The organism is Cryobacterium sp. Hz9 (assembly GCF_004402825.1).
In the GTDB taxonomy this organism is placed as follows: Bacteria; Actinomycetota; Actinomycetes; order Actinomycetales; family Microbacteriaceae; genus Cryobacterium; species Cryobacterium gelidum.
Genome location: NZ_SOFC01000012.1, coordinates 60,841 through 80,982 on the forward strand (window position 1 = coordinate 60,841; position 20,142 = coordinate 80,982).

At 60.4% G+C, this 20,142-nt stretch carries 15 protein-coding genes, 1 tRNA gene and 1 pseudogene; 11 read left to right on the forward strand and 6 right to left on the reverse strand.

From position 1 onward, the window contains the following. The first annotated feature begins 6 nt into the window (after window positions 1–6). The 3 genes from E3N85_RS06300 to E3N85_RS06310 all read left to right on the forward strand — a co-directional run bounded on the left by E3N85_RS06300 (window position 7) and on the right by E3N85_RS06310 (window position 5,412). Window positions 7–2,271, forward strand: coding sequence for a 3'-5' exonuclease (locus tag E3N85_RS06300; RefSeq protein WP_134460905.1), 2,265 nt, complete (start codon window positions 7–9; stop codon window positions 2,269–2,271). Window position 2,272: 1 nt separating this feature from the next. Then, window positions 2,273–4,063 (forward strand): DUF262 domain-containing protein, encoded by a 1,791-nt coding sequence (locus E3N85_RS06305; RefSeq protein WP_134460908.1) that lies wholly within the window; start codon window positions 2,273–2,275, stop codon window positions 4,061–4,063. A gap of 182 nt (window positions 4,064–4,245) precedes the next feature. Continuing rightward, window positions 4,246–5,412, forward strand: coding sequence for a hypothetical protein (locus E3N85_RS06310; protein ID WP_134460911.1), 1,167 nt, complete (start codon window positions 4,246–4,248; stop codon window positions 5,410–5,412). Window positions 5,413–5,535: 123 nt separating this feature from the next. Here E3N85_RS06310 and E3N85_RS06315 read toward each other — a convergent pair whose 3' ends face one another. Then, window positions 5,536–5,871: a hypothetical protein gene (locus tag E3N85_RS06315; protein ID WP_134460914.1), complete on the reverse strand. Its 336-nt coding sequence runs from the start codon at window positions 5,869–5,871 to the stop codon at window positions 5,536–5,538. 742 nt (window positions 5,872–6,613) lie between these two features. On the opposite strand from E3N85_RS06315, the pseudogene mobF reads away from it, so the two are divergent. Beyond that, a pseudogene (gene mobF, locus E3N85_RS06320) lies at window positions 6,614–8,477 on the forward strand (MobF family relaxase); the annotation flags it as partial. A 435-nt stretch (window positions 8,478–8,912) separates the two neighbouring features. Here the strand turns inward: mobF and E3N85_RS06325 are convergent. Both E3N85_RS06325 and E3N85_RS06330 read right to left on the reverse strand, forming a co-directional pair. After that, on the reverse strand, window positions 8,913–9,818 hold the full coding sequence (locus E3N85_RS06325) for a metallophosphoesterase (RefSeq protein ID WP_134460917.1): 906 nt from the start codon (window positions 9,816–9,818) through the stop codon (window positions 8,913–8,915). Between the two features lie 146 nt (window positions 9,819–9,964). Then, window positions 9,965–10,561: a hypothetical protein gene (locus tag E3N85_RS06330; RefSeq protein WP_134460920.1), complete on the reverse strand. Its 597-nt coding sequence runs from the start codon at window positions 10,559–10,561 to the stop codon at window positions 9,965–9,967. A 498-nt stretch (window positions 10,562–11,059) separates the two neighbouring features. Here E3N85_RS06330 and E3N85_RS06335 point away from each other — a divergent pair, with 498 nt between their 5' ends. Further along, window positions 11,060–12,616 (forward strand): hypothetical protein, encoded by a 1,557-nt coding sequence (locus tag E3N85_RS06335; protein ID WP_134460923.1) that lies wholly within the window; start codon window positions 11,060–11,062, stop codon window positions 12,614–12,616. A gap of 297 nt (window positions 12,617–12,913) precedes the next feature. Here E3N85_RS06335 and E3N85_RS06340 read toward each other — a convergent pair whose 3' ends face one another. Then, window positions 12,914–13,273 (reverse strand): hypothetical protein, encoded by a 360-nt coding sequence (locus tag E3N85_RS06340; RefSeq protein WP_166783881.1) that lies wholly within the window; start codon window positions 13,271–13,273, stop codon window positions 12,914–12,916. Window positions 13,274–13,645: 372 nt separating this feature from the next. Between E3N85_RS06340 and E3N85_RS06345 the strand changes: the two genes are divergently transcribed. The 6 genes from E3N85_RS06345 (at window position 13,646) to E3N85_RS06370 (ending at window position 18,582) form a co-directional block, all read left to right on the forward strand. Then, window positions 13,646–14,011 (forward strand): hypothetical protein, encoded by a 366-nt coding sequence (locus E3N85_RS06345; protein WP_134460929.1) that lies wholly within the window; start codon window positions 13,646–13,648, stop codon window positions 14,009–14,011. Further along, complete coding sequence (locus E3N85_RS06350; RefSeq protein ID WP_134460932.1) at window positions 14,008–14,337, forward strand: hypothetical protein; 330 nt, start codon at window positions 14,008–14,010, stop codon at window positions 14,335–14,337. Before E3N85_RS06345 ends, E3N85_RS06350 begins: the two co-directional genes overlap by 4 nt. Window positions 14,338–14,470: 133 nt before the next feature. Beyond that, on the forward strand, window positions 14,471–14,674 hold the full coding sequence (locus E3N85_RS06355) for a hypothetical protein (RefSeq protein ID WP_134460935.1): 204 nt from the start codon (window positions 14,471–14,473) through the stop codon (window positions 14,672–14,674). Further along, window positions 14,671–15,576, forward strand: coding sequence for a tyrosine-type recombinase/integrase (locus tag E3N85_RS06360; RefSeq protein WP_134460938.1), 906 nt, complete (start codon window positions 14,671–14,673; stop codon window positions 15,574–15,576). The genes E3N85_RS06355 and E3N85_RS06360 overlap by 4 nt, the downstream gene beginning before the upstream one ends. A 91-nt stretch (window positions 15,577–15,667) precedes the next feature. Continuing rightward, complete coding sequence (locus E3N85_RS06365) at window positions 15,668–16,666, forward strand: tyrosine-type recombinase/integrase (protein ID WP_134460941.1); 999 nt, start codon at window positions 15,668–15,670, stop codon at window positions 16,664–16,666. Next, window positions 16,663–18,582, forward strand: coding sequence for a hypothetical protein (locus tag E3N85_RS06370; RefSeq protein WP_134460944.1), 1,920 nt, complete (start codon window positions 16,663–16,665; stop codon window positions 18,580–18,582). Before E3N85_RS06365 ends, E3N85_RS06370 begins: the two co-directional genes overlap by 4 nt. 233 nt (window positions 18,583–18,815) lie before the next feature. Here E3N85_RS06370 and E3N85_RS06375 read toward each other — a convergent pair. Beyond that, window positions 18,816–18,892: transfer RNA gene (locus tag E3N85_RS06375), tRNA-Pro, on the reverse strand. 236 nt (window positions 18,893–19,128) lie between these two features. Continuing rightward, window positions 19,129–20,136, reverse strand: a complete 1,008-nt coding sequence (locus E3N85_RS06380) for an NYN domain-containing protein (RefSeq protein WP_134460947.1) — start codon at window positions 20,134–20,136, stop codon at window positions 19,129–19,131. Window positions 20,137–20,142 lie beyond the last annotated feature (6 nt).

Genomic DNA, 20,142 nt, shown 5'->3' on the forward strand with positions numbered 1-20,142 from the left:
CGCGGTATGCCACAGATTGTGATGTCTAAACTCAAAGGACAGAAGCTCGACAAGACGGTGCAATCGAAGTCCTTCGCCTTTCTTCAGAAGCTGGCTGCCGACGACACGTCACCAGGTCTGCACATCGAGCCGATGCAAAAGGCCGCCGACGCACGTGCCCGTACCGGCCGAGTAGATCAGTACTGGCGTGCGGTGCTGTTCAAACTCGACCAGAAGAACGGCGAGTCGATCTACGTTTACGACGGCACGTGGCCGCACGACGAGGCGATCGAGCGTGCACGAACCCGTGTGCTGCACTTCAACCCGATCAATGGGATCACCGAGATCATTGAGCAGGGGATGCCACCGGCCGGTGAGCTGTTGCCTGATTACCCGCCCGTCATTCAGAAGCCGAACAAACCGGCCGAGTCTTTCCTGGCAACGCACGGTTATCTGCTCACTGATCTCACGGATGCGCTCGGATTCGACGCCCTCGTTGCGCAGCGAATCTTTGCCGCCACCAGCGAAGACGAGCTTCTGCAGATGTCTGAGAGCCTGGCTAATCAGTGGCAGATCGATGCGCTGCTGGGGCTTGCCGTGGGCGACACCGTAGAGAAGATCCGCGAAAGCCTCGGGTTCGGTGCCGGACCCGTCGAGCCGGATGTTGTTCCCGAGCCCCTCGCCGAAGAGACGGAAGACGACCGACTCGCCAAAGGCCTCCAGCATCCGGCAGCACGCATGCAGTTCACCTTCATCGAGAATGACGAGGAGCTGCAGCGAGTAATCGAGGGCGGCGACTTTGGCGCGTGGCGCGTCTTCCTGCACCCCGAACAGCGGAAGTACGCTGAGAAGGACTTCAACGGTGCCTTTCGGATGTCTGGCGGCGCCGGTACAGGAAAGACGGTGGTGCTGCTGCACCGAGCGCGTCGCCTGGCGCGGGAGAGCACATCCGCTCGAATTGTGCTCACGACATTCACGAAGGCTCTGTCGTCGGCGCTGGAGCGAGATCTTGAGAGGCTGGACCCGGCCATCCCTTGGGCAAAGGGGCTCGGGAAGCCGGGGGTGCTCGTCCGCGGTATCGACGCTCTTGCGGTAGCCGTTCGTGACACGGCCGGCGCGCAGTTTGGGCAGGCTGCCGAACACGTCTTCGGCGCACCGATCGAACCCCGCGGGAGCCTCATCGGAAATGACATTGGATGGCGCGAGGCCATCGATGACGCAGACGTTGACCTGCCCGAGCCGCTGCAGAGCCCGTCGTTCTTCGAAGGCGAGTATCTGCAGGTGATTCTGCCGAATCGCGTGACAAGCCAAGAGGCCTACTTCAAGGTGCGCAGGCCCGGACGGGGGATCGCACTTGATCGGCGCAAGCGGGTGGCAGTCTGGGCCGTGGTCGAGCAGTATCGGCAGAGTGCCCGCCACATGGGTTCGCTGAGTTTCTCTGAAGTTTCTGCCATCGCGTCTGCTTATCTCGAGCATTCCGTGGAGGGAGGGCTCGCCGATCATGTGCTCGTCGATGAAGGCCAGGACCTCACCCCGCTGCACTGGCAGCTTTTGCGCGCGTTGGCTGGCGAGCACAAGAACGATCTCTTTATCGCTGAGGACACGCACCAGCGCATTTATGGCCATCCGGTGGTGCTTTCCCGCTACGGAATCAAGATCACCGGCCGTTCGCGTCGTCTTACGCTCAATTACCGCACCACCCAGCAAAATCTGCGATTCGCGCTTGGGGTGCTCGAAGGCGCCGACTTTGTTGATAGCGACGGCAATGAAGAGAACGAGCATGGGTATCGTTCGGCACGGTCTGGTCCGCTCCCACGGGTGGTCTCAGCGACCAGCGAGAGTGGACAATACGACAATGTCGCCGAGGTGATCAAGGGTTGGCTGGCTGACGATGAGATATCGCCCGAGACTGTGGCTGTGCTCACGCGTTCTCGCAACCAAGGACTCAAACTCAAGGACCAGCTCGCCGATCGTGGTGTCATCGCAGCCGTCGCAGAGCCCGGTGATGCTGGTGTGGGGCATCCGGTGGTCCTCACAATGCACAAGGCGAAGGGTATGGAGTTCTCGCGTGTGCTGCTCTTCAACGTGTCGGAAGGTTCGATCCCCAACACGTGGGCATTGAAGGGCGTGGCCCCCGAAGAGCTCGACGACGCCATGTTGCGCGAACGTTCCTTGCTCTACGTGGCAGCCAGTCGCGCTCGTGACGAGCTGGTGATTTCGTGGGCGGGGAAGGCCTCGCCACTACTTGAACAATCGACCGCACCAGATTCACAGCATTTAGGAGCCAACTAACGTGGCGAAGTACACCGTGCAGCAGCAACCAGTTGAGACGCTTCTCACCTGGGTGAAGAGTGGCCAAGTGGCTATCCCGGAAATGCAGCGCCCTTTTGTGTGGGATTCCACGAAGGTCCGAGACCTCCTTGATTCTCTCTACAAAGGCTTTCCCGTTGGGTACCTCATCACCTGGCAAAGTGCCGACGTAGGCCTCAAGGACGGAAGCAAATCCAGCTACCGCCAGATCCTGATCGATGGGCAACAGCGGATTACCGCAATGACAGCGGCTTTGCTCGGGCAGCCCGTTGTGGACAAATCATACAAATTGAAGCGCATCAAGATCGCCTTCAACCCCCTGACGGAGGAGTTCGCGACCCAGACGCCCGTCATCGAACGAGACGTTGAGTGGATCTCTGATGTGGCGCTTTTTCTCAATGCGACATCAACGTTCGGCGCGACAAAAAAATACCTGGAGGCGAACGACGTACTTGACCAGACGCGCATTGAGGATTCCTTGAACAGGCTGTCGGCCGTTAGGAATGCGCAGGTCGGTATCATCACGCTTGACGAAGATCTTGATATTGAAACGGTCACCGAAATCTTTATCCGGATCAACTCGAAGGGCGTGGCTCTGAGCAGTGCGGACTTTGCAATGAGCAAAATTGCAAGCCACGGTCTCCTCGGATCGAACCTGAGAAAGCTGATTGACTACTTCTGTCATCTAGCTGTCGCGCCCCATGTCTACAACGACATTGCCGAGAACGATGATGCCTTTGCGCTGTCGGGATACATGGAGAAAATCGCCTGGCTTCGTAATGATTCATCAGACTTGTATGACCCCACGTACACGGACGTTATCCGCGTCGCTGGGATCAAAGAATTCAAACGCGGCCGGCTGGCTGCACTGGTGAGTGTGCTCTCGGGTCGCGATTTCGAGACGCGAACCTTCGACGAGGAGATCGCGGTGGAATCGTTCGCGAGACTCGAAAAGGTTCTGTTGGAAATTGTGAACCAGTACAGCTTCCAGCAATTCACCATGACCATCAAATCTGCCGGATTCATCGCCCCGCGGCTGATCAGCTCAAAGAACGCCCTGAACTTCGCCTATGCCCTCTACCTGCAGCTTCGCAGTGACAACGAGCTCAATGAGGGTGAAATCAAGCGGATCGTCCGCAAATGGTTTGTCATGTCGCTTCTCACCGGTCGCTATACCGGTTCCTTTGAGACCGCCTTCGAAGCTGATATTCGCCGCGTGGGTGAAATTGGCGCTCCCGCCGTGCTCGACAACATCGAACGATCCTCGCTGTCGGATACTTTTTGGCAGGTCGCCTTGCCGATGGACATGGAGTCCTCGAGCGTTCGGAGCCCTTACTTTCTCGTCTTTCTCGCGGCGCAGGTGCACTCGAACGCCCGCGGCTTCCTGTCGAAGAACATAACGGTTGGCAACATGGTCGAAGAAGTTGGCGATATCCACCATCTCGTGCCGAAGAACTACCTCGTGAAGAATGGCATCAGCAACCGCGGCGACTACAACCAGATCGCAAACTACGCCCTCACTGAGACGCCGATAAATATCGCTATCAAGGATCGGGCGCCGGGCGATTACATGGGATCAGTCGACTCTCAGATCGTCGATGGCAAACTTCGCTTAGGTGAGATTACGGATGCTGTTGAACTTGCCGCAAACTTCACCGCCAATGCGGTGCCTGATTTTATTCGCACTGTCACGACCGAGAGTTATCAGGAATTTCTTACTTCGCGGCGCACGCTCATGGCGGCATACGTTCGGCGTTACTACGACGGACTTTAGGGTCCGTAACTGGCATGGGGCCGCGGCGGCATGACATCTGGCCGCCGTTAGCGCGGAGTTCAACGGCGCGCACCGCTGCCGCGCTCATCGAGCTCTGTTCTCACGCGGCACCGACGTGGGCTGGGGCCGCAGCCGGAATCGTGCGTCGTTTTGGTTTGCGTAATCGGCAATAGATTAGGGGCATGCCCTCGCCGACCGACATTCGAAAAGTCAATAAAGACAATGCGCCCACCGTGAGGATTCAGCATGGGCTGAAGAGATTCCTCCATGAGGAGATGAAATCCCGTACTTTTCTGGACTGCCTAGGTGAGAGCGAATCTCCTAGCATTATCAGAGTTGTTCCTCTTCTGCTGGTATTCACGATTGCGCAATCGCGGTGCATAGTGGTGGGTAATATACGGATCGTCGTCAGTGGGATCCAGCAAGTCGCCTTCGAAGTTTTCCTGGACGGTCTGTGGAAAGAGGGAAACGCGAGGGATAACTTTCTCCCGTTAAATCCGGAAATGCCGGAGAGTCTGGATGAAATCGATCGCTCGTTGTCGGCGCTGCAGGACCTGCTCGTCAAATTAGCTGGTGTTCAGTCGAGGAATACGGAAACCAGCAACGAGTTCCACGCCGCCTTCGTCGCTAAAGGCGTTGCTGAAGAGTCGCGAAATGCGGTTTCAGACGTGCGAGAAATTCGTTACGGCTTAGAGCTGCAGCTCGCAGAAACAAGTGCAAAGTCGAGCGTGGAAGGTTCTCAAGGATCGCTTGTGTCTGCCTTGTTGCAACTGGGGATAATTCTTGGACGAGGCGCAGATAACGCTCGCGAGGCGGTTCGGGAAGGACTCTGGGTCTTCCTTACGGACTCAAACGCCTATCACTCGTACCGTGTTCTTCAAGACCTGCGAATCATTAACAATGCTGCGCCAGCAACTGAGTTTTCGAGAACTTGGATGAAACTACACGACGCAGCGATTCGTCAATGCACCGAGCTGCGTGGGCAGCTCGACGCTGAGTGCATTTCTTTGCATGCGCTTCTTGCCGCGGCCGCCGCGGTGTCGAGCTCGCGGGAGGCCGACGCGCAGACCAATTTCAACACGTTGGCTGCTGTGGCATCTTTTGGCCTGGGAATTCCGGCGCTCGTTTTGGCGCTTTATGGAGCCGACCGGCTACTGCCGTTGGATACTTTGCCGAGACAGTTCGCTTTCCTCCCGGTGGCTGCCGGACTCGTATTCGCTGCGATCCTTGCAGTGATGAGATCTCCGACGGGCAAACGCCGTCGGGTCTGGCTCCTCGGGGCTGCCAGTGCACTAATCTCAGCTCTGGCATTGCTCATCGTTGCGGGGATGATCTTACCCGGTGTATAGCCCGGCCGACCCAGGGCATACATGACAAGTGATTCCCGACTCGAGCGTTTGAGCTCACTGTGACGTCCCCATCGACGGCATCTTCCTTATTGCTGCCGCTCGCTTGGGCGCCATCTCCTGCACCTAGTCGGCAGTGTCCAAGGCGTTAAACACCTCCGCGATTACAGAGGCTGAACCCTCTGGCGTTGACAGAAGAGGCATTTTCATCGGACCGAGGTCCGATGGAATCAGGTGGCTCTGTCTGGAATAGAAGAGGGGAGCGCCCGGCGCTGGGAGTTCGCCTGTGCCAAAGACGCGATACCACCAGTGCAGTTGGCAACGAAAGAAGATCGCTGTCTTGCCATCTTGTGCCTCGACGTACACACCCGGGTGAGTCTCCGCAATGATATGACACGGTGTCGCCACAATCTCAGGTTTCAAACCTGGAGCGGTCTTTTTCAGTACGGCAATTGTTTTCATCGTCACCTTAGTTTGAACCCTCGTAGCAAACCCCATACTCTCCACCCTCCGCCGTTGTCTGGCCGCCATATGGAACCGTCATGCTGGAAAAATCTCGATCGCGCGAGAGCGGTCTAGTACCCGGTACTTCTCTGGAGTTGAGGCCGTTTCGGTACTGACAAGACGCTCGCCCGCAGAGAAACTGCGTGAATCCCATGCATTCTAACGACTTCGGGAGTGGGAAACTCGCCGTCACTCATATCTTCTTGGATTTTCTGTGTCGAAGGATGTGAACATCATCCTCACCTTCGTTGGCCGGATGGGAGCCGCACCTGTTGGCGACATCGTCCCAGACGATAGCGAAATTCACCGGCCCCGGTCCGTGTGGCGGACTGTTCTCTCGCTCAGGGCCCGCCTTTTGGGAGACTTCGAACGAAGCTCAGGGAAGTGGCATTGCTCACCGAAGAAACTCAAATATGCGGGCGCGGGAAGAGGCGGTGGAAAGGCCCTTGCTGACGACTGGGTGCTCCCCATCCAGGCGTAGTCGACCGGCCGATACGGCGCTCTCATTGTCACGATTGACGAAGCGCTTTCCTCCTCAACATCCAGCTCGCGCAACGAAGCGTCAAGACCGCGTCCGTTCGGTCGCTGCGTCGTTCGGCCCTAATTTGGAATGCACCACAGCACGCACTCCCACGCCTCTTGCAGATCGAGGCGGCGCACCTCCGTTGCGACGGTGGAGGTGCGCGCGGTGACGGTGTCGATGCGGGTGATGAGTGCCGGCGATGGGTACAAGTATCTGCTGCGCACGGTCGCCGCGGGTGACGGCAAACGGTTGCTGTCGACGCCGCTCACTCGCTACTACACCGAGCAGGGCACGCCACCGGGTCGGTGGATGGGTGGTGGCCTTCCTGGACTCGGCGGGGGCCTCGTAATCGAGGGCGATGTCGTCACGGAGGCGCAGCTGCAATTGTTTATCGGGTTGGGCCGCAACCCGGTGACCGGGGAGGCTCTCGGGCGCGCGTACCCGGTCTACCGCACCGCCGCCGACCGTGCCTTGGGTGGGCCAGGTGAGGACGGTCTCGGTCCTACTCAGCGGGCCGCGGCATCCGCTGAAGAACAGTCGGACGAAAAGAGGCGCCGCGCCGTGGCCGGCTACGACTTCACGTTTTCGATTCCGAAGTCGGCGAGCATCCTCTGGGGTGTTGGCGACGCGGCCACACAGGAGCGCATCGTGCAGGCTCACCATGCGGCGGTGGCCGAGGTGCTGGCGTACATGGAGCGCGAGGTTGCGGCAACGCGCACCGGCACGACGGCGCGGGGCGGTGCAGTGGCGCAGGTCGATGTGACCGGACTGGTCGCGACGGCGTTCGATCATTTTGACAGCCGGGCCGGCGATCCGCACCTGCACACGCACGTGGTGATCAGCAATAAGGTGCAGACCGTGCTCGACGGCAAGTGGCGCTCGCTCGATGGCCGGCCGATGCATGAGGCCGTGGTGGCGCTCTCTGAACTGCACGAGAGCCTGTTTGCCGACGAGCTCACGCGATCTCTCGGCGTGCAGTGGCAGCGGCGGGAGCGGGGGCGAGACCGCCACGCCGCGTGGGCGGTGACCGGCGTGCCGGAGGCGCTCGTTGCGGAGTTTTCGACCAGGGCTCGGCACATCGATGTCGAGACCGACCGGTTGATCGAGGAGTATGTGACCAGTCACGGTCGGCGGCCCAAGCCGGTGACGATCATGAAGCTGCGCGCGCAGGCCACGCTCGCCACGCGGCCGGCGAAGCAGGTGCACTCGCTCGCGGACCTCACGGCGGCGTGGCGAGAACGCGCTGCACGCGTGATCGGGCACGACTTCTGGACGGTGGCCGGCTCGTCTCCGGTGTTGTTGCGTGCCGAGGACCTGCCGCGCGAGGCTGTGGATGCGCTCGGTTTGAGCGTGATGACGGCCGTCAGTGAGAAGCGCGCTACCTGGCGGCACTGGAATCTCACGGCCGAGGCCGCGCTCCAAGCGATGCCGTACCGGTTCGCGTCGGCCTCCGATCGGGAAGCCGTCGTCGGCCTCATAGTGGATGCTGCCGAGCGCGCGTCCCTGCGCCTCACGCCGCCAGAGTTCGCTTCGAGCCCTGTGGAGTTTCAGCGGGAGGACGGGACGTCGGTTTTTCGTCCGAAGCACTCTGTTGTGTTTACCTCGACCGAGTTGCTGGCTGCGGAGTCTCGGCTGCTCGAGCGGGCTGCGCTTCTGACTGCACCACGTGTGACGCTCGGTTCGGCTGCGTTGTCGCGGTTGCCAGGTGGCGGGAGGCTGGCCGAGGACCAGCTCGCGGCTCTCTCTTCTGTCGCCGCATCGGGTCGCGTAGTCGATGTTTTCGTAGGGCCAGCCGGCGCGGGCAAGACGACGGCGATGACCGCGCTCCGACGGGCCTGGGAATCAAAGTACGGAGCCGGCTCCGTCGTCGGGCTGGCGCCGTCGGCCGCCGCCGCCGCGGCACACCCATCTCGACCAGGGGCCGTCATTTCAGGCCGGTCAGGTCATGATCATCGACGAGTTTTTTTTGGCGGGCATACTGCCTTTGAATCGCATCACAGCACTGGCTCCCTCCGCGGGCGCGACGGTTTTGCTAATCGGAAGCGCTTGACCTGAGCAGTACGCAGACGTTGGACACGCTTTAGCACGAGCTGCCCACGGCCAACAAGTGGCTCAGTTTTCAACCGTTGCTGACACCAAGCACATCCAGTCGTGGTTAGGCGTCACCGGAGGCTGCGGTCCATTTCTCGTCGAACATCTCCGGAAGCGGCTCACTATGGACTGTCACCGAGCTCTCGTCGACGATTTCGGTTAGGGCGCGGACCCCTGGCGGGGTTGTCGCCCCCGTTTTTCTGTCAGCAGCCACGCGAGTTCTGGCGATGGCCATCAGCGTCCCTAAGGAACGTTCGGGCCGTGCGGAGATCATGAGCTGCCGTACCCTCGTGAGGAATTCGACGGCACCTGACTTGACAGCGTTATCGAAATTATGGGGAGGCACAAAAGCCGTAATGGAGGATCACTAGGGTGACCGTGATTGTTACTCATGGGCGGCGTCTTTTCTCGCAGGGGATTGCTCAGATGTGTTCATTTGCGCGCGGACGGCGTCACGGGTGATGTATTCCAATTCGAGGGTTTGCACGTCGAGGATGGCTTGGCTGATCCCGGATGCTGAGCCGCCTTCGTCCAGGATCACGACGCGTGTCTGGAATTCCGTTTCGCCGGTCGTGTAGGTGACCGGTTCGTCGATGTGGTGGTGGTAGTGGCCGCCGAGGTAGAGCCGGGGCTGCACCTGCAGAAACCCCCGATGAAACATGGCTTGTCCTTCGGCGGAGTAACTGAGGCCGGCTGGCGGCCAGCCGCGATCTGTTGCCGCCAGCCACGTGTCCAGGGTCGGGAGGTCCACAGGCGCATCATGTCCAATGAGCACGTCGGCCGGCTCGGGGCCGAGCGTGGCAAGGTCGGTCTCGGTGATTGATTCTTCTGCCCAGACCGAACGCCCCAGGAGACGATGGCCGATATCCACCGAGTTGGCACCGCCGAGGGCAGCAAGGGTGACCCCGCTGGCCAGCACGGTTCTGTATCCACGCGGGATGTGCACGATGTTCGGTCGAATCCAGCGCAGCCCGTCATCTGTGACCGGGAACTTGTAGAGGAGGTCGAAGGCCTCGTGATTGCCGTCAACAAAGGCGAGCGTCTGGCCAGTCGTCTTTAGCCGCCTGCTGAGCTTGTCGATGTCGATACTCCAGTTGTGCCCCGGCCACACAAACCCGAAATCACCCAAGACCACAAGATGTTCGATGCCACGGACCGCCATCGTGCGTGCCACGGTCAGAACATGGTGCATGTCGCCATGAGTGTCGCCGAGGAATCCGATGCGACTTGCCGTGGACAGCGTGTCCCGCCGCGTCTCACCTGTCACAGGGCACTCACCGAATTGTTCCAACCTCGGTGATCACCGAGCGCGGAACAATTCGGTTTGGGTCGGTTCAGATCCAGCTGACACATGTCATCAGACTATGTTGAGCTCTCCTGCTGGCAGCGTCCGCGGTGACTTATGTCGATGAGTCGGGGTTTTGGTGGATCCCGTTCTCAGCATGGGTGGCCGGTTCCACCCGTTGTGCTCCGAAGTGCCAGAAGTATGGCGAGTTGGTCGGCTCTGCCCTTGGGCTGCGCGCCTATTTGGAGTTGCCGGAGTTGGCGGTTGAACCATCGGGCGAGCGCGAACTCGTACGGGTCTGCGCCGTTGAGGTAGGGCGGGTTCCCGGTCAGTTGAAGGTGCTGAAGGTACGCGGCGAAGTTCCTCTGCCAGACCTGTTCCTGCGGATCCCAGTCAAAGGCCGGCGAGAGGTCGAGGCGGATGATTTGGTACCGGCAAAGCCTTTCCTCGAACTTACGTTGATAGCCTGCCCAGCCCCCTTTTCGGCGTTCCTCGGCGGGGAGGGTTGCGAGATTACGAGTGTTCTCCCGTGGGCTCCGTCCATTTTCACGCCAGAACTCCTCATAGCCGTAGAGGGCAGAGATCCAGTTGACAGGGCGTCTGGTGTTCGCTGGCTGCGGGGCGTCGCGGTAGGCGCGGTTCTTGTCAGCTGCTGCGTACCGCGCAGAGCGTGGATCCGGATCTGGTTCTTTGAGCCAGAGGTCTTCGGCTCTGGTCGGGAGGTAATCGTGGGAATTCGTGCCGGGCATAAGGGCCAATCGTGGCCACCCGAGTGGCGGCCTCGATGGGGTCATGCGCGGCAGGGACCGCACGTGCGTGCCTCTGCGCTAGTTCGCGAATCTTTGTCGGTGACTCGGTGGAATGAACCGCAACTTTTTCCTACGGTTGAAGGTCAAGCAGGCGTTGACGACGAGCGGTCCCTGCTGCCGGACGCGGCACGGTCGAATACGGCAATCTCTGCGGCGGTGTCGCTCACGGAAAATGGTTTCAAATTCTTTTATGGTCGCTGATCAGTATTTTCAATCACGAATAGGAGTTGAACATGACAAATGCAGTGCAATATCCCGTGAGGCGTGAAATCAGCCGCACACATACTCGTCATGACAAACAACCGATTCACCGACAACATCAACTCCGATACCAACCTCCCCGCGACCGTGGCGGCGACCATGACTGATCAATCCCCTATATCGGACGACGAAGTTTCCACCGAAAGGAGTGCCTCAGAGCCTCACGCTGGCCATGGAATGGACCTGGTCGACACACGCGCGCCATTGGACAACGTCGCCGGTGGGCCGGTGCCGAACATGGATGCCAGCTGGTTCTCCTCTCCTCGGAGTGGCAACGGCGTAGAGGGCTTCAAGTGGGGGCAGGAAATCACCATCCCGGTGAGCGTCGATCAGGAACACCCGATAGACGCCCAACATGCTGAAAAGAAGAGCAATGCGACGCAGAGCATGTACTTCTCCCCGAGTGCGATTCAGGAAAACTTTGTCGCCGCACCGGATCCCACCGATTGCGGCGGCATCAGCGCCTCCGAAGTCCTGTCCGGCGGTCACGCAGACTATGTCTTCACTTCGGAGCAGGTCGTCCTGGCTCACTCCCGGGTTCTCCAGACCGGCATCCTCGACAAACTCGCTGTGTGGAGAAGCGCTGACACTCCGGTCACGGGTGCCAGAACACGGCCCAGCCTGATCTCTGACCGCGTCATCCTGGTTGGGCTTCTCCTACTCGCCAGCGAACACGGTAATTTCCGGATCAGCTCTCTCGCCGTGGTCTTTCAGAATCGACTGCCCCCTGAATCCCGAGCGCTTCTGCATCTCTCCGGCGTGGCACCGGTTTCGCTAGACGACACATGGGAGGACAAGCGCTGGTACGGCCGCACACACCGCGCTTTCCACCGAATGCTCGCGTTCATGGATCCCTTTCCTCGCGACCAAGTCGCCACGATAACCTCCGCGGAGGTCCCGGCCGCTCTGGACGCGCATGACTCCGACCGCGAGAAGAAAATGAAGACCCGCCTAGACGAATTCACGAACGCTTTCCTGCACATGGCATTCACGCAGCAACCGCGACGCCTCCGTCACGCCACCGCCCGCATCGACCTCGCCGTCGGCCAGACTTTCCTCGCGTCGCCGACCACCCGCAGCTTCTCCAGAAAGACCCTGGCAGAGAACGAAATCGGCGCCGGTCCTCGTTTGTGCCCTCAGGGCATCTTCGACGTCTTCGCCGACTGGCGGGCAGGCACGGCTTACAACAGCAGGAGCACTTCTCGCTGGGGCTGGATGGTCAATAGCGCCGTGCAGGTCGACTCGGAACGCACCGAGGAATCCCGATCTCCAAAGGTGGCGACGAGCGCAACCCTGAGTCTGCCCAACATATTGGTGGCAGAGGAAGCCGTCTCGCTGATGCCCACTGCACTCAGCACCGGCCTGGCACCTGGCATCCTTGACACCGACAACGCCTACTTCGCCAGTTCTCCTGTCGCAGGTCTCTCTGGGTCCACATTCAACCTAAGCTTCACGCCCTCGACCGACTACCGCGTCGAGCAACTCGATGCGCACGACCATCCGGACTCTCCCGACGAGATCCGCACCCAACAGTCTGTGACCTTTGAAAAAACGACGGTATGCACCAGCGGCAGCCCATCACGTATGGGAGTAAGCAGTGGCAGGCTTTTCACAATCACGCACGGAACTCCATGGACTGCTTCAACGCCGATATCACAGAGTCACTTTTCGAGAGTCTCGGCGGCACCTCCCGCCGAACTGTGCGCGGGTTCGCTGCCGCCCAGATCTTCCTGACGATCTCGCTCAGCAACTCCAACCTGAGCGCTATCGCCACGTTTATGCGCAGGCAAATCAGCAAACCGGTCATACCGTCGCCGGCCGCTGAACTACCCGCGAACATTCGTCGCAGGGACCGAGAGTGGCACTCCCCATACGCCTCGCCCAACCCGGCCGACACCTCGCACAGACCGGAGGACGGTGCGGTGCCGACGACCTAGTCGAAAACGAAGAAGTCGCTCCTGAGGAATCTCAGGAGCGACTTTGTCGTTGGGCAGGACTGAGGCCGAGGGTTGCATGGTTGCCGCGGCCTCGTCACCATTGGGTCTCGAACTCGCTTGTGGCGGCGGCAATCACAGAATCAGGATCGTGGAAGTGGTCCACGGGACGGTCTTCCTCCTTGAAGGATGTATTCGGCCCGCAGAGCCACAGCAATAGGTCGTGTTCGGTCCAGCCGTTCGCCATTGCCAACCCGGTGAGTCGCCCCATCAGCGGGAGGATCTTTCCGTAAACCCGATCGAATTGAAATCCGGGATAAAGAACAGCGTTTCCCCTCACGATGCCAGCGATGTGATGCGCCGCGCGGTTCCGCGACGCCAACATCCGATTTGACGGCCTAGCTCCGAGCACTTTCGCGACCTGGCTGCTGGTCAACAGCCCGAACTCCGCCTCCATATGGGCCCAGGCAGTCTGGGTTGCTTGCACACTGCGCGCTAGTTCATCCGAGACGACGTCAACGCTCGGAGAAGCCGCTGGTTTGCGTCGCCGGATGCTTCCGCCCGGAACCCCGGCTTGGTCCGGCTCCGCGGCTGGCCCTGATGTCGTCATGATCCGCCTTTCCCGGGGCGGTCTGCTTCTACTACAAGGACCTTCACCGCAAGGACCTTTACCGCCGAACACTGTCGATGATCGCCCCTCACAGGGGAGCGGCGCCAAGTTTGTCGTTGAGTCGGTGGTTTGAAAATGGGAACTTTCGTACATTGGAATTTCACCAGGCCGGAGACGTCCACACGGGGGACACCCGACCGCTAAGAATCGGCGTGCGAAATGGTTGACATGAGTCACAACCCGGCCGGCGACGGCCCGGCAGCGGGACCGGACTATCTGTGGGGTATCGAAGGCGGATGCTGGCTGATCACGACAGAAGACTCCATCTACCGGATCGATTTGGACGCCATGACCATCGATCGTTTCCGGTTTCGATTCCCGGACCCCCTCATCACGTCGAGGGAAAACGGGCCCCGACGCCCTCTCAAGGAACTCGTGCAATGTCGAGTCGGAAAGAACGGCTACTGGCTCCTCGAAGCCGAAGGCGCCGATCGAGAGAGCATCGAACACTTTTGGCAACGCTCCAGCCGGGTCATCAGCATTCAACCGGTACCGGCAAATCACACCGAGAGCCCCGATCGATGACCGACAGCCTGACTGGGGCCGAAGGCGGCCGTTGGCTCGTCACAACCATCGGGTCCACCCACAGATTTGATTTGGAGGCGATGACCGTCACCCGCATTCCTGGCAAGGATTCCGCGTCAACCGTGAACGATCAAACGCGTCCCCTCATTGAGATCGTGCACTGCACCGTCGGCGCCCGAGGCTACTGGCTGATGAGTCCAGAGCTGGACGATTCGGAGTTCGTCGAACATTTCTGGCACCTGTCGAGCATGATCCAATCAATCGAACCCGCCATCGACGATGGTCTCGACCGGGATATCGCTCCGCGACCAGACCCCGAGAGGTGAAGCGATGTGCTACGTGCCGGAGGGCCAACGCTCCCTAGAGTCCCTCGCCGACGACTCCGTCGGCTGCTACTTCATCAGCACAGAATCTGACACGCGGTACTGGATCCACTGCGACCGACGCTTGGTCCGCCGCGTGCCCAGTCCGGAAAACGCGCGCGCGCTCCGGCTTCGGGGCGACGGCGAAGACCTCATCCTCGAAGAGATCATCCAGTGCCGCCGGGGCCGGCCGCTGCTGCTCCTGATCAATCTGCAGCTGCCCGGCGTCTTGATCACCACTCGCGAATCCACCCCGATCATCCGCATCGACCCGGTACCGGAAATCCGTGGTCGGTCATGACCGCCGCCGAGGCTCGCTCGTACGACTACCGCCCCATCAACGCACTGCCCTATTGGCACGTTATTGGTGACTTCATCACCGCTGCAGTCGCCGACACCGCCTCAGCGACAAACCGCGACGTACGTTCCCTCTACCCGGCAACTGTGGCCTTCGTGCTCTGGTGCTGGCAAAGCAGAGGCACGCCTTTGGAACGCAAACGCATCTTTCGCCGCAGCACGGTCGAAGAATTCATCCACTTGGCGATGAAGAATTATGCCACCAGCAGCAGAGCCACGCACCGATCGACGCTCTGGCTCATGGTCGATGCTCTGAACCCGGCCGATAGGACCGAGCACCGGCCGATCTCACGTTCAGTGCCGACGACACCCTATTCGTCGTCGGAGGTTGCCATGCTCTACAGCTGGGCCACGTCGCAAGGAACCGAACATCGGCGCCGCGACGCTGTAGCACTCCTCGCCCTCGGACTCGGGGCAGGTCTGGCAGCGAGAGAGATCCTCGGAGTTCGCGTCCGAGACCTCGACACCACAACCGATGACATCCACGTGATCGTCTGGGAAAGCCGGCCACGCGTCGTACCCCTCAGCAAGCAGTGGGACCGACCCCTCCGGCGAATCCTCGCAGACCTCAAACCAAACGACTGGCTCTTTCGTCCCGGCCGCATCAGCGCAACCTCTGGACAAGTCACGGATTTTCTCCTGCGCGCCCGCACCGACCTCGACGTTCGGCCCAGTCGCATGCGCTCGACGTGGCTCGTGGAGCACCTCCGCGACGGGACGCCACCGCAGGAACTCCTGCGAATCTCCGGCCTCAAGAATCTGGCAGCCCTCGACAAACTTGCCGCCTTCGTGCCCCGAACGGCGGTTTCTGCAAAAGTTTCTCAAAGAAATTTTAACAGTGTCTGATCGGGGTTTTGGTGTGCCGTGATCATCGAGGATAGGGCAATTACGCGGATTTTGACCCAGGCTCCAAAAATCCGCCGCACACACAGTCTGCATGACCCGAAAAGACCGACTCAACGACATCTTCCGCGACGACTCCCGCACGTACGCCCACCTGCGCGCTGCGGACCCCGAACTTCCCGAGCACGTCTGGGAAGTGATCATCCGGTTCCGGCCGCAGCTCTCTGCCCTGCAGTGGGATGCCGTGCGCGAGTTCACGATCGTGACGGCCATCAACATGAAACCGCGCACGTTCGAGACCGTGCGGCGGATGATGACGATGACCGGCCGCTTCAACGCCTGGGTGTGGGCGACCACCGGAACAGCACTCACCGTCGAGCGTGTGTACACGCAGAACAACGTGTATCGCTACCTGCAGGAATGCCTTCCCAAACACTCCGAAACTCATCGCTGGGGCGTTGCACGACAACTCGGCACCATCGCCGAAGTGCTCGCTGAAAACACTGTCACACGCCTCCCCACGCCCCACGCCCACCGTCGGCGCCCCTTCAGCATCGCCGAAGTCGCGTCCATGCACAGCTGGGCCGCCAGCCTCACGACAGACCTGAAACGGCAAAACGCCCAGGCCCTCCTCGGACTCGCCGGCGGCGCCGGCCTTCGCCCCAACGAAATCATTGACCTCCGCCTCGGCGACATCGACATCGTCGATGGGCGCCTCTTCGTCACCGTGCCAGGGGTGAACTCCCGCCGTGTTCCGGTGCGGCACCCGTGGAACCGCACCCTGCTCCGCAGCCTCGCTGGTCGTACCGACTCGAACGAGTATGTCTTCCGGGCCTACCGCTTCGAGGAATACCGTCCGCGGGCGATCCAGACGTTCCTCACCGACCACCCTGGCCGTGTGCGCGCTACTCTGACTCGGCTGCGCGCAACATGGATCGTCGCACAGATCGATAACGGGCTCCCTCTTCCCGTGCTCATGGCCTTGGCGGGGTTCTCCAGCACGGGGAGCCTCGACAAGCATCTCGTTCACGCCCAACCGCTGAATATCACCAACTACATCGGCCTCGTCATCGGCGAAGAGGTGTCCGCATGAGCGCCGGCGACATCGACTATGGCTTCACCGGATACAGCCCTGACCTCGGAGGGATGACGGAAGCAGAAATCATGGGCCGCGGGCGTATCCACGACTTCATCGATCACCAGACCGTGGTGCTGATGGAGGGCCGCGTGCGCAAGACCGGTGTTCTGGCGAGGCTACAGGAATGGCACGACGAAGATGCTCTCGCGTTCAGCATCGGTGGTCGCCCGTCCCTCATCTCCGAACGCGCCGTTATGACCGCTCTGTTGCTGCTCGCCAAAGAAGGATCAGCAATGTTCCTCACCAACGTGCGCGATCTTTTCATGTTTCGCCTCAGCGATGCTTCCCGTGAACTCCTCGGATTGGAGAAATCCATCGAGGCCTTCGTCGGCCACGTCGGTGAAAAGAACCGTTGGTACGCCAACACGAGCCGCGCCTTCCACCGAATGAACGACCTTATGGACCCGTTCCCCCAGGAACGACGCAACTCAAAAACCTATACAGAAATCCAGGCAATCCTCCGCGCCCACGACGTTGATTTGGAGGAGAAACGCAAGGCCCGCCTCGATGAGTTCACCAAACTCTTCCTCGTGATGACCTATAACGAACAGCCCCGCAACATTCGACGTGTCTCCAAGAAGATGGACATATCCTTCGACCAGACCTATATCGGAACCCCGACCGTGAAGGGGTACTCCAAGAAGAACCTCGCCAAACGCGTCGCAGACGAAGCCAAGGTTGAGGATATGAGGACTCTGAAGCCGGGGCCCGTAGATGCCTACGCCGGCTGGCACGTCAGCACAGGACCCCGCACAGACGTCGGCAAGGGCCAGACTGATCTCACCGACCCCGGTAAGAACACCAGCTCCGCAGAGTACAGGTGGGGTTGGGAAATCAACATCGCCGTCCGCGTAGATTCCGAAGCCCCCGGACAAAAGCGATTTCCCGCCCTCGCCGTCGCCGCGACTATGAGCCTGCCCAACATCCGCGTCGCCGAGGAAGCTATCTCCCTCATGCGCGCAACCCAAGCTCTCGGCTTGGAGCCCGGGGTCGGCGACGCCGACAAACAGTACTGGGCAAACTCACTCGCTGAACGCCTCCACGAGCCCGCCTTCAACTTAGGGTTCACGCCGTCCACGGACTACCGCGTCGACCGCCTCGGGCACCAGGGCGGTGATCACGGCGCCCTCTACATCGAAGGCGGTACTTACTGTCCCGCGACACCTGCACCACTGCAGAACGCCACCAAGGATCTGCTGGGCGCCGTTATCGACACCGAAACATATCGGGCACGCATCACGGGCCGCACCGCGTTCAAACTGCATGTAAAGGAAAAACCAGATGCCAAAGGCCGCACCGTGCTGCGCTGCCCCGCACTTGGACCCAGCCCCACGGTGACCTGCCCTCTCCGAGACCTCCTCAAGACCAGCAAAGTTCTGAAGGGAGTCGAGGACGAAAACGTCCCGGACTTCGCCGACAAGATCTGCATCCAACACTCCGTGTCCTTCGACACCGCCAAGAACCGCCGCACCGCCCAAGCATTCGAATACGGAACCAAGGAATGGGACGAGTTCCACACCCACGCGCGAAACAGCATCGAATCGCTCAATAACCAGGTGAAGAGCGGCGGCACCGAACATATCGAAACCGCCAGCCGTCGCCGCGTCCGCGGCTTCGGCGCCGCCCAAATCATCGTCACCATGCTCCTCACAAACTTCAACCTGCGCAAGATCGCGGCCTTCATCAGCGACAAGATCAAAGACGACGCGAAGAAGCAGGTCAATGGCGAACCGCCAGTCGCGCTCGTCCGGCGTCGCGACCGAGAATTCCATAATCCCTACACGGACACCTACCCGCCCGATGTAAAGCGACCCACCAAACCCAAACGATCAGACGGCGACGAAACCGGCGGACCACCGCGAAGAACCTAAACGGCCACATACGCCGCCACTACCGCCCGAGAGGGCACGCCTCCCGCATTCCGAACAATCCGACGCGCCCCAAAACACAAAAAACCACCGGCGACACGGTCTCGGTCGACGAATCGCCAACACAACTCCACGCATACCCCGCTTAAACCAGAAATCGCTCCTGAGAATCCTCAGGAGCGATTTCTTTTTGTTCCAACCGGGCCGTTTCGTGAACAGTTTCGCGAACGGCCCTTTGGTCGGGCTGACAGGATTTGAACCTGCGACCCCTTGACCCCCAGTCAAGTGCGCTACCAAGCTGCGCCACAGCCCGCCGCTTCCGCACAGCGATTTCAACGTTCGAAATCTGCGGAAGACAACTGTAAGAGCTTACCGCTTTCTGAGAGGCCCTATGAACACATCGACGCCGTCGAAGAAGTCCGTTTCAGTTTGCAGCGCAGGACTCTGCGTATGTCGACACGAGCGACTCAAGGCAGGGATTCCGAGTGGAATCGTTCTTGAAATAGCCGTGCAGCAGTTCGAATCCGATGCCGAACACAGCGGCCGGGCTCACCGCCTACTTTCTGCCTCGTGGCGCAGCCGTATCAGCCGCTGCGGGCCATCCTCTTTCAGATCGGCCAAGTCGCTGCGCGAGGAGAGAAAGTCGGTGAAGGACCGGAAGCCGAGCGGCTTCTCGTTGAACGAGGGGTCCATGCGGCGCATCTGATTCTTGATCGTGCCTGTGTTGAGCCATTCGTCGGCGTCTCCTTTGGCGTGACCGATCTGCAGCGCCCGCACCAGGAGCTCCGTGGCCAGTGTCTGTGGGTCAATGTCGTCGCCGGCCTCAGGCTCGTCGAACTGCGCATCCTCGGTGTGCGAGAACATGGGATTCGTAGCGAACAGACGGGCCTGGATGGGCGCCGGGTCCGGTGCAATCTCGGCAGCTTCTGGAGCCTTCCTGCCTGCCTTGGGCCTCTCCGAATTGGTCGTGCCGGTCGCTTTGCCAATTCCGGGCAGCGAGTCGTAGTCCTCAAACTCGTCGCACGCAGCGGCGAGTGAGGTGCTCGTTGATCCCGCGACACCGATGCCGACCACGAAGCGCCCCAGCCGCTTCGACTTCTGGGCCAGGGCGATGTAGTCAGAGTCGCCGGCGATGATGATCACGTGAGTCAGGTCGGGCAGGCGAAAGAGGTCTTCAACCACGTCGACGGCCAGTCGGATGTCGGCACCGTTCTTCGTTCCCCGGGTGGTCGTGGTGAACAGCTGGGTCAGGTCCACCGCTCGAGACATGAGCTGGCGCTGGTAACTCGCATTGACCGGCACTGACCAGTCGGCGTAGGCCCGGTTCACGACCAGGGTGCCAAATGACGCGGCAAAGTCGATGATGGCGTTGAAGTCCACCGTCGCGGAGGCGAGCCGCGCGGCGACCTCGGGGTCGGCATCCGCACTCGACTTATTGAAATCACGGATGCCGTCGCGCTGGAAAGCATTACGCCCGTGCAGCTGCTGGTAACGCGAGATGACGATGTTGTCAAAATCGATGTAGAGGCCGACGCGCGCATCGTTCGGTTCAGTCATAGTGAG

Excerpts from the sequence above, each read along its gene's own strand:
- E3N85_RS06300 (WP_134460905.1), top strand. The coding sequence starts at position 7 with ATGCCACAGATTGTGATGTCTAAACTCAAAGGACAGAAGCTCGACAAG.
- E3N85_RS06310 (WP_134460911.1), top strand. The coding sequence starts at position 4,246 with ATGCCCTCGCCGACCGACATTCGAAAAGTCAATAAAGACAATGCGCCC.
- E3N85_RS06315 (WP_134460914.1), bottom strand. The coding sequence starts at position 5,871 with ATGAAAACAATTGCCGTACTGAAAAAGACCGCTCCAGGTTTGAAACCT.
- E3N85_RS06330 (WP_134460920.1), bottom strand. The coding sequence starts at position 10,561 with ATGCCCGGCACGAATTCCCACGATTACCTCCCGACCAGAGCCGAAGAC.
- E3N85_RS06335 (WP_134460923.1), top strand. The coding sequence starts at position 11,060 with ATGGACCTGGTCGACACACGCGCGCCATTGGACAACGTCGCCGGTGGG.
- E3N85_RS06340 (WP_166783881.1), bottom strand. The coding sequence starts at position 13,273 with ATGGAGGCGGAGTTCGGGCTGTTGACCAGCAGCCAGGTCGCGAAAGTG.
- E3N85_RS06345 (WP_134460929.1), top strand. The coding sequence starts at position 13,646 with ATGGTTGACATGAGTCACAACCCGGCCGGCGACGGCCCGGCAGCGGGA.
- E3N85_RS06350 (WP_134460932.1), top strand. The coding sequence starts at position 14,008 with ATGACCGACAGCCTGACTGGGGCCGAAGGCGGCCGTTGGCTCGTCACA.
- E3N85_RS06360 (WP_134460938.1), top strand. The coding sequence starts at position 14,671 with ATGACCGCCGCCGAGGCTCGCTCGTACGACTACCGCCCCATCAACGCA.
- E3N85_RS06365 (WP_134460941.1), top strand. The coding sequence starts at position 15,668 with ATGACCCGAAAAGACCGACTCAACGACATCTTCCGCGACGACTCCCGC.
- E3N85_RS06370 (WP_134460944.1), top strand. The coding sequence starts at position 16,663 with ATGAGCGCCGGCGACATCGACTATGGCTTCACCGGATACAGCCCTGAC.
- E3N85_RS06380 (WP_134460947.1), bottom strand. The coding sequence starts at position 20,136 with ATGACTGAACCGAACGATGCGCGCGTCGGCCTCTACATCGATTTTGAC.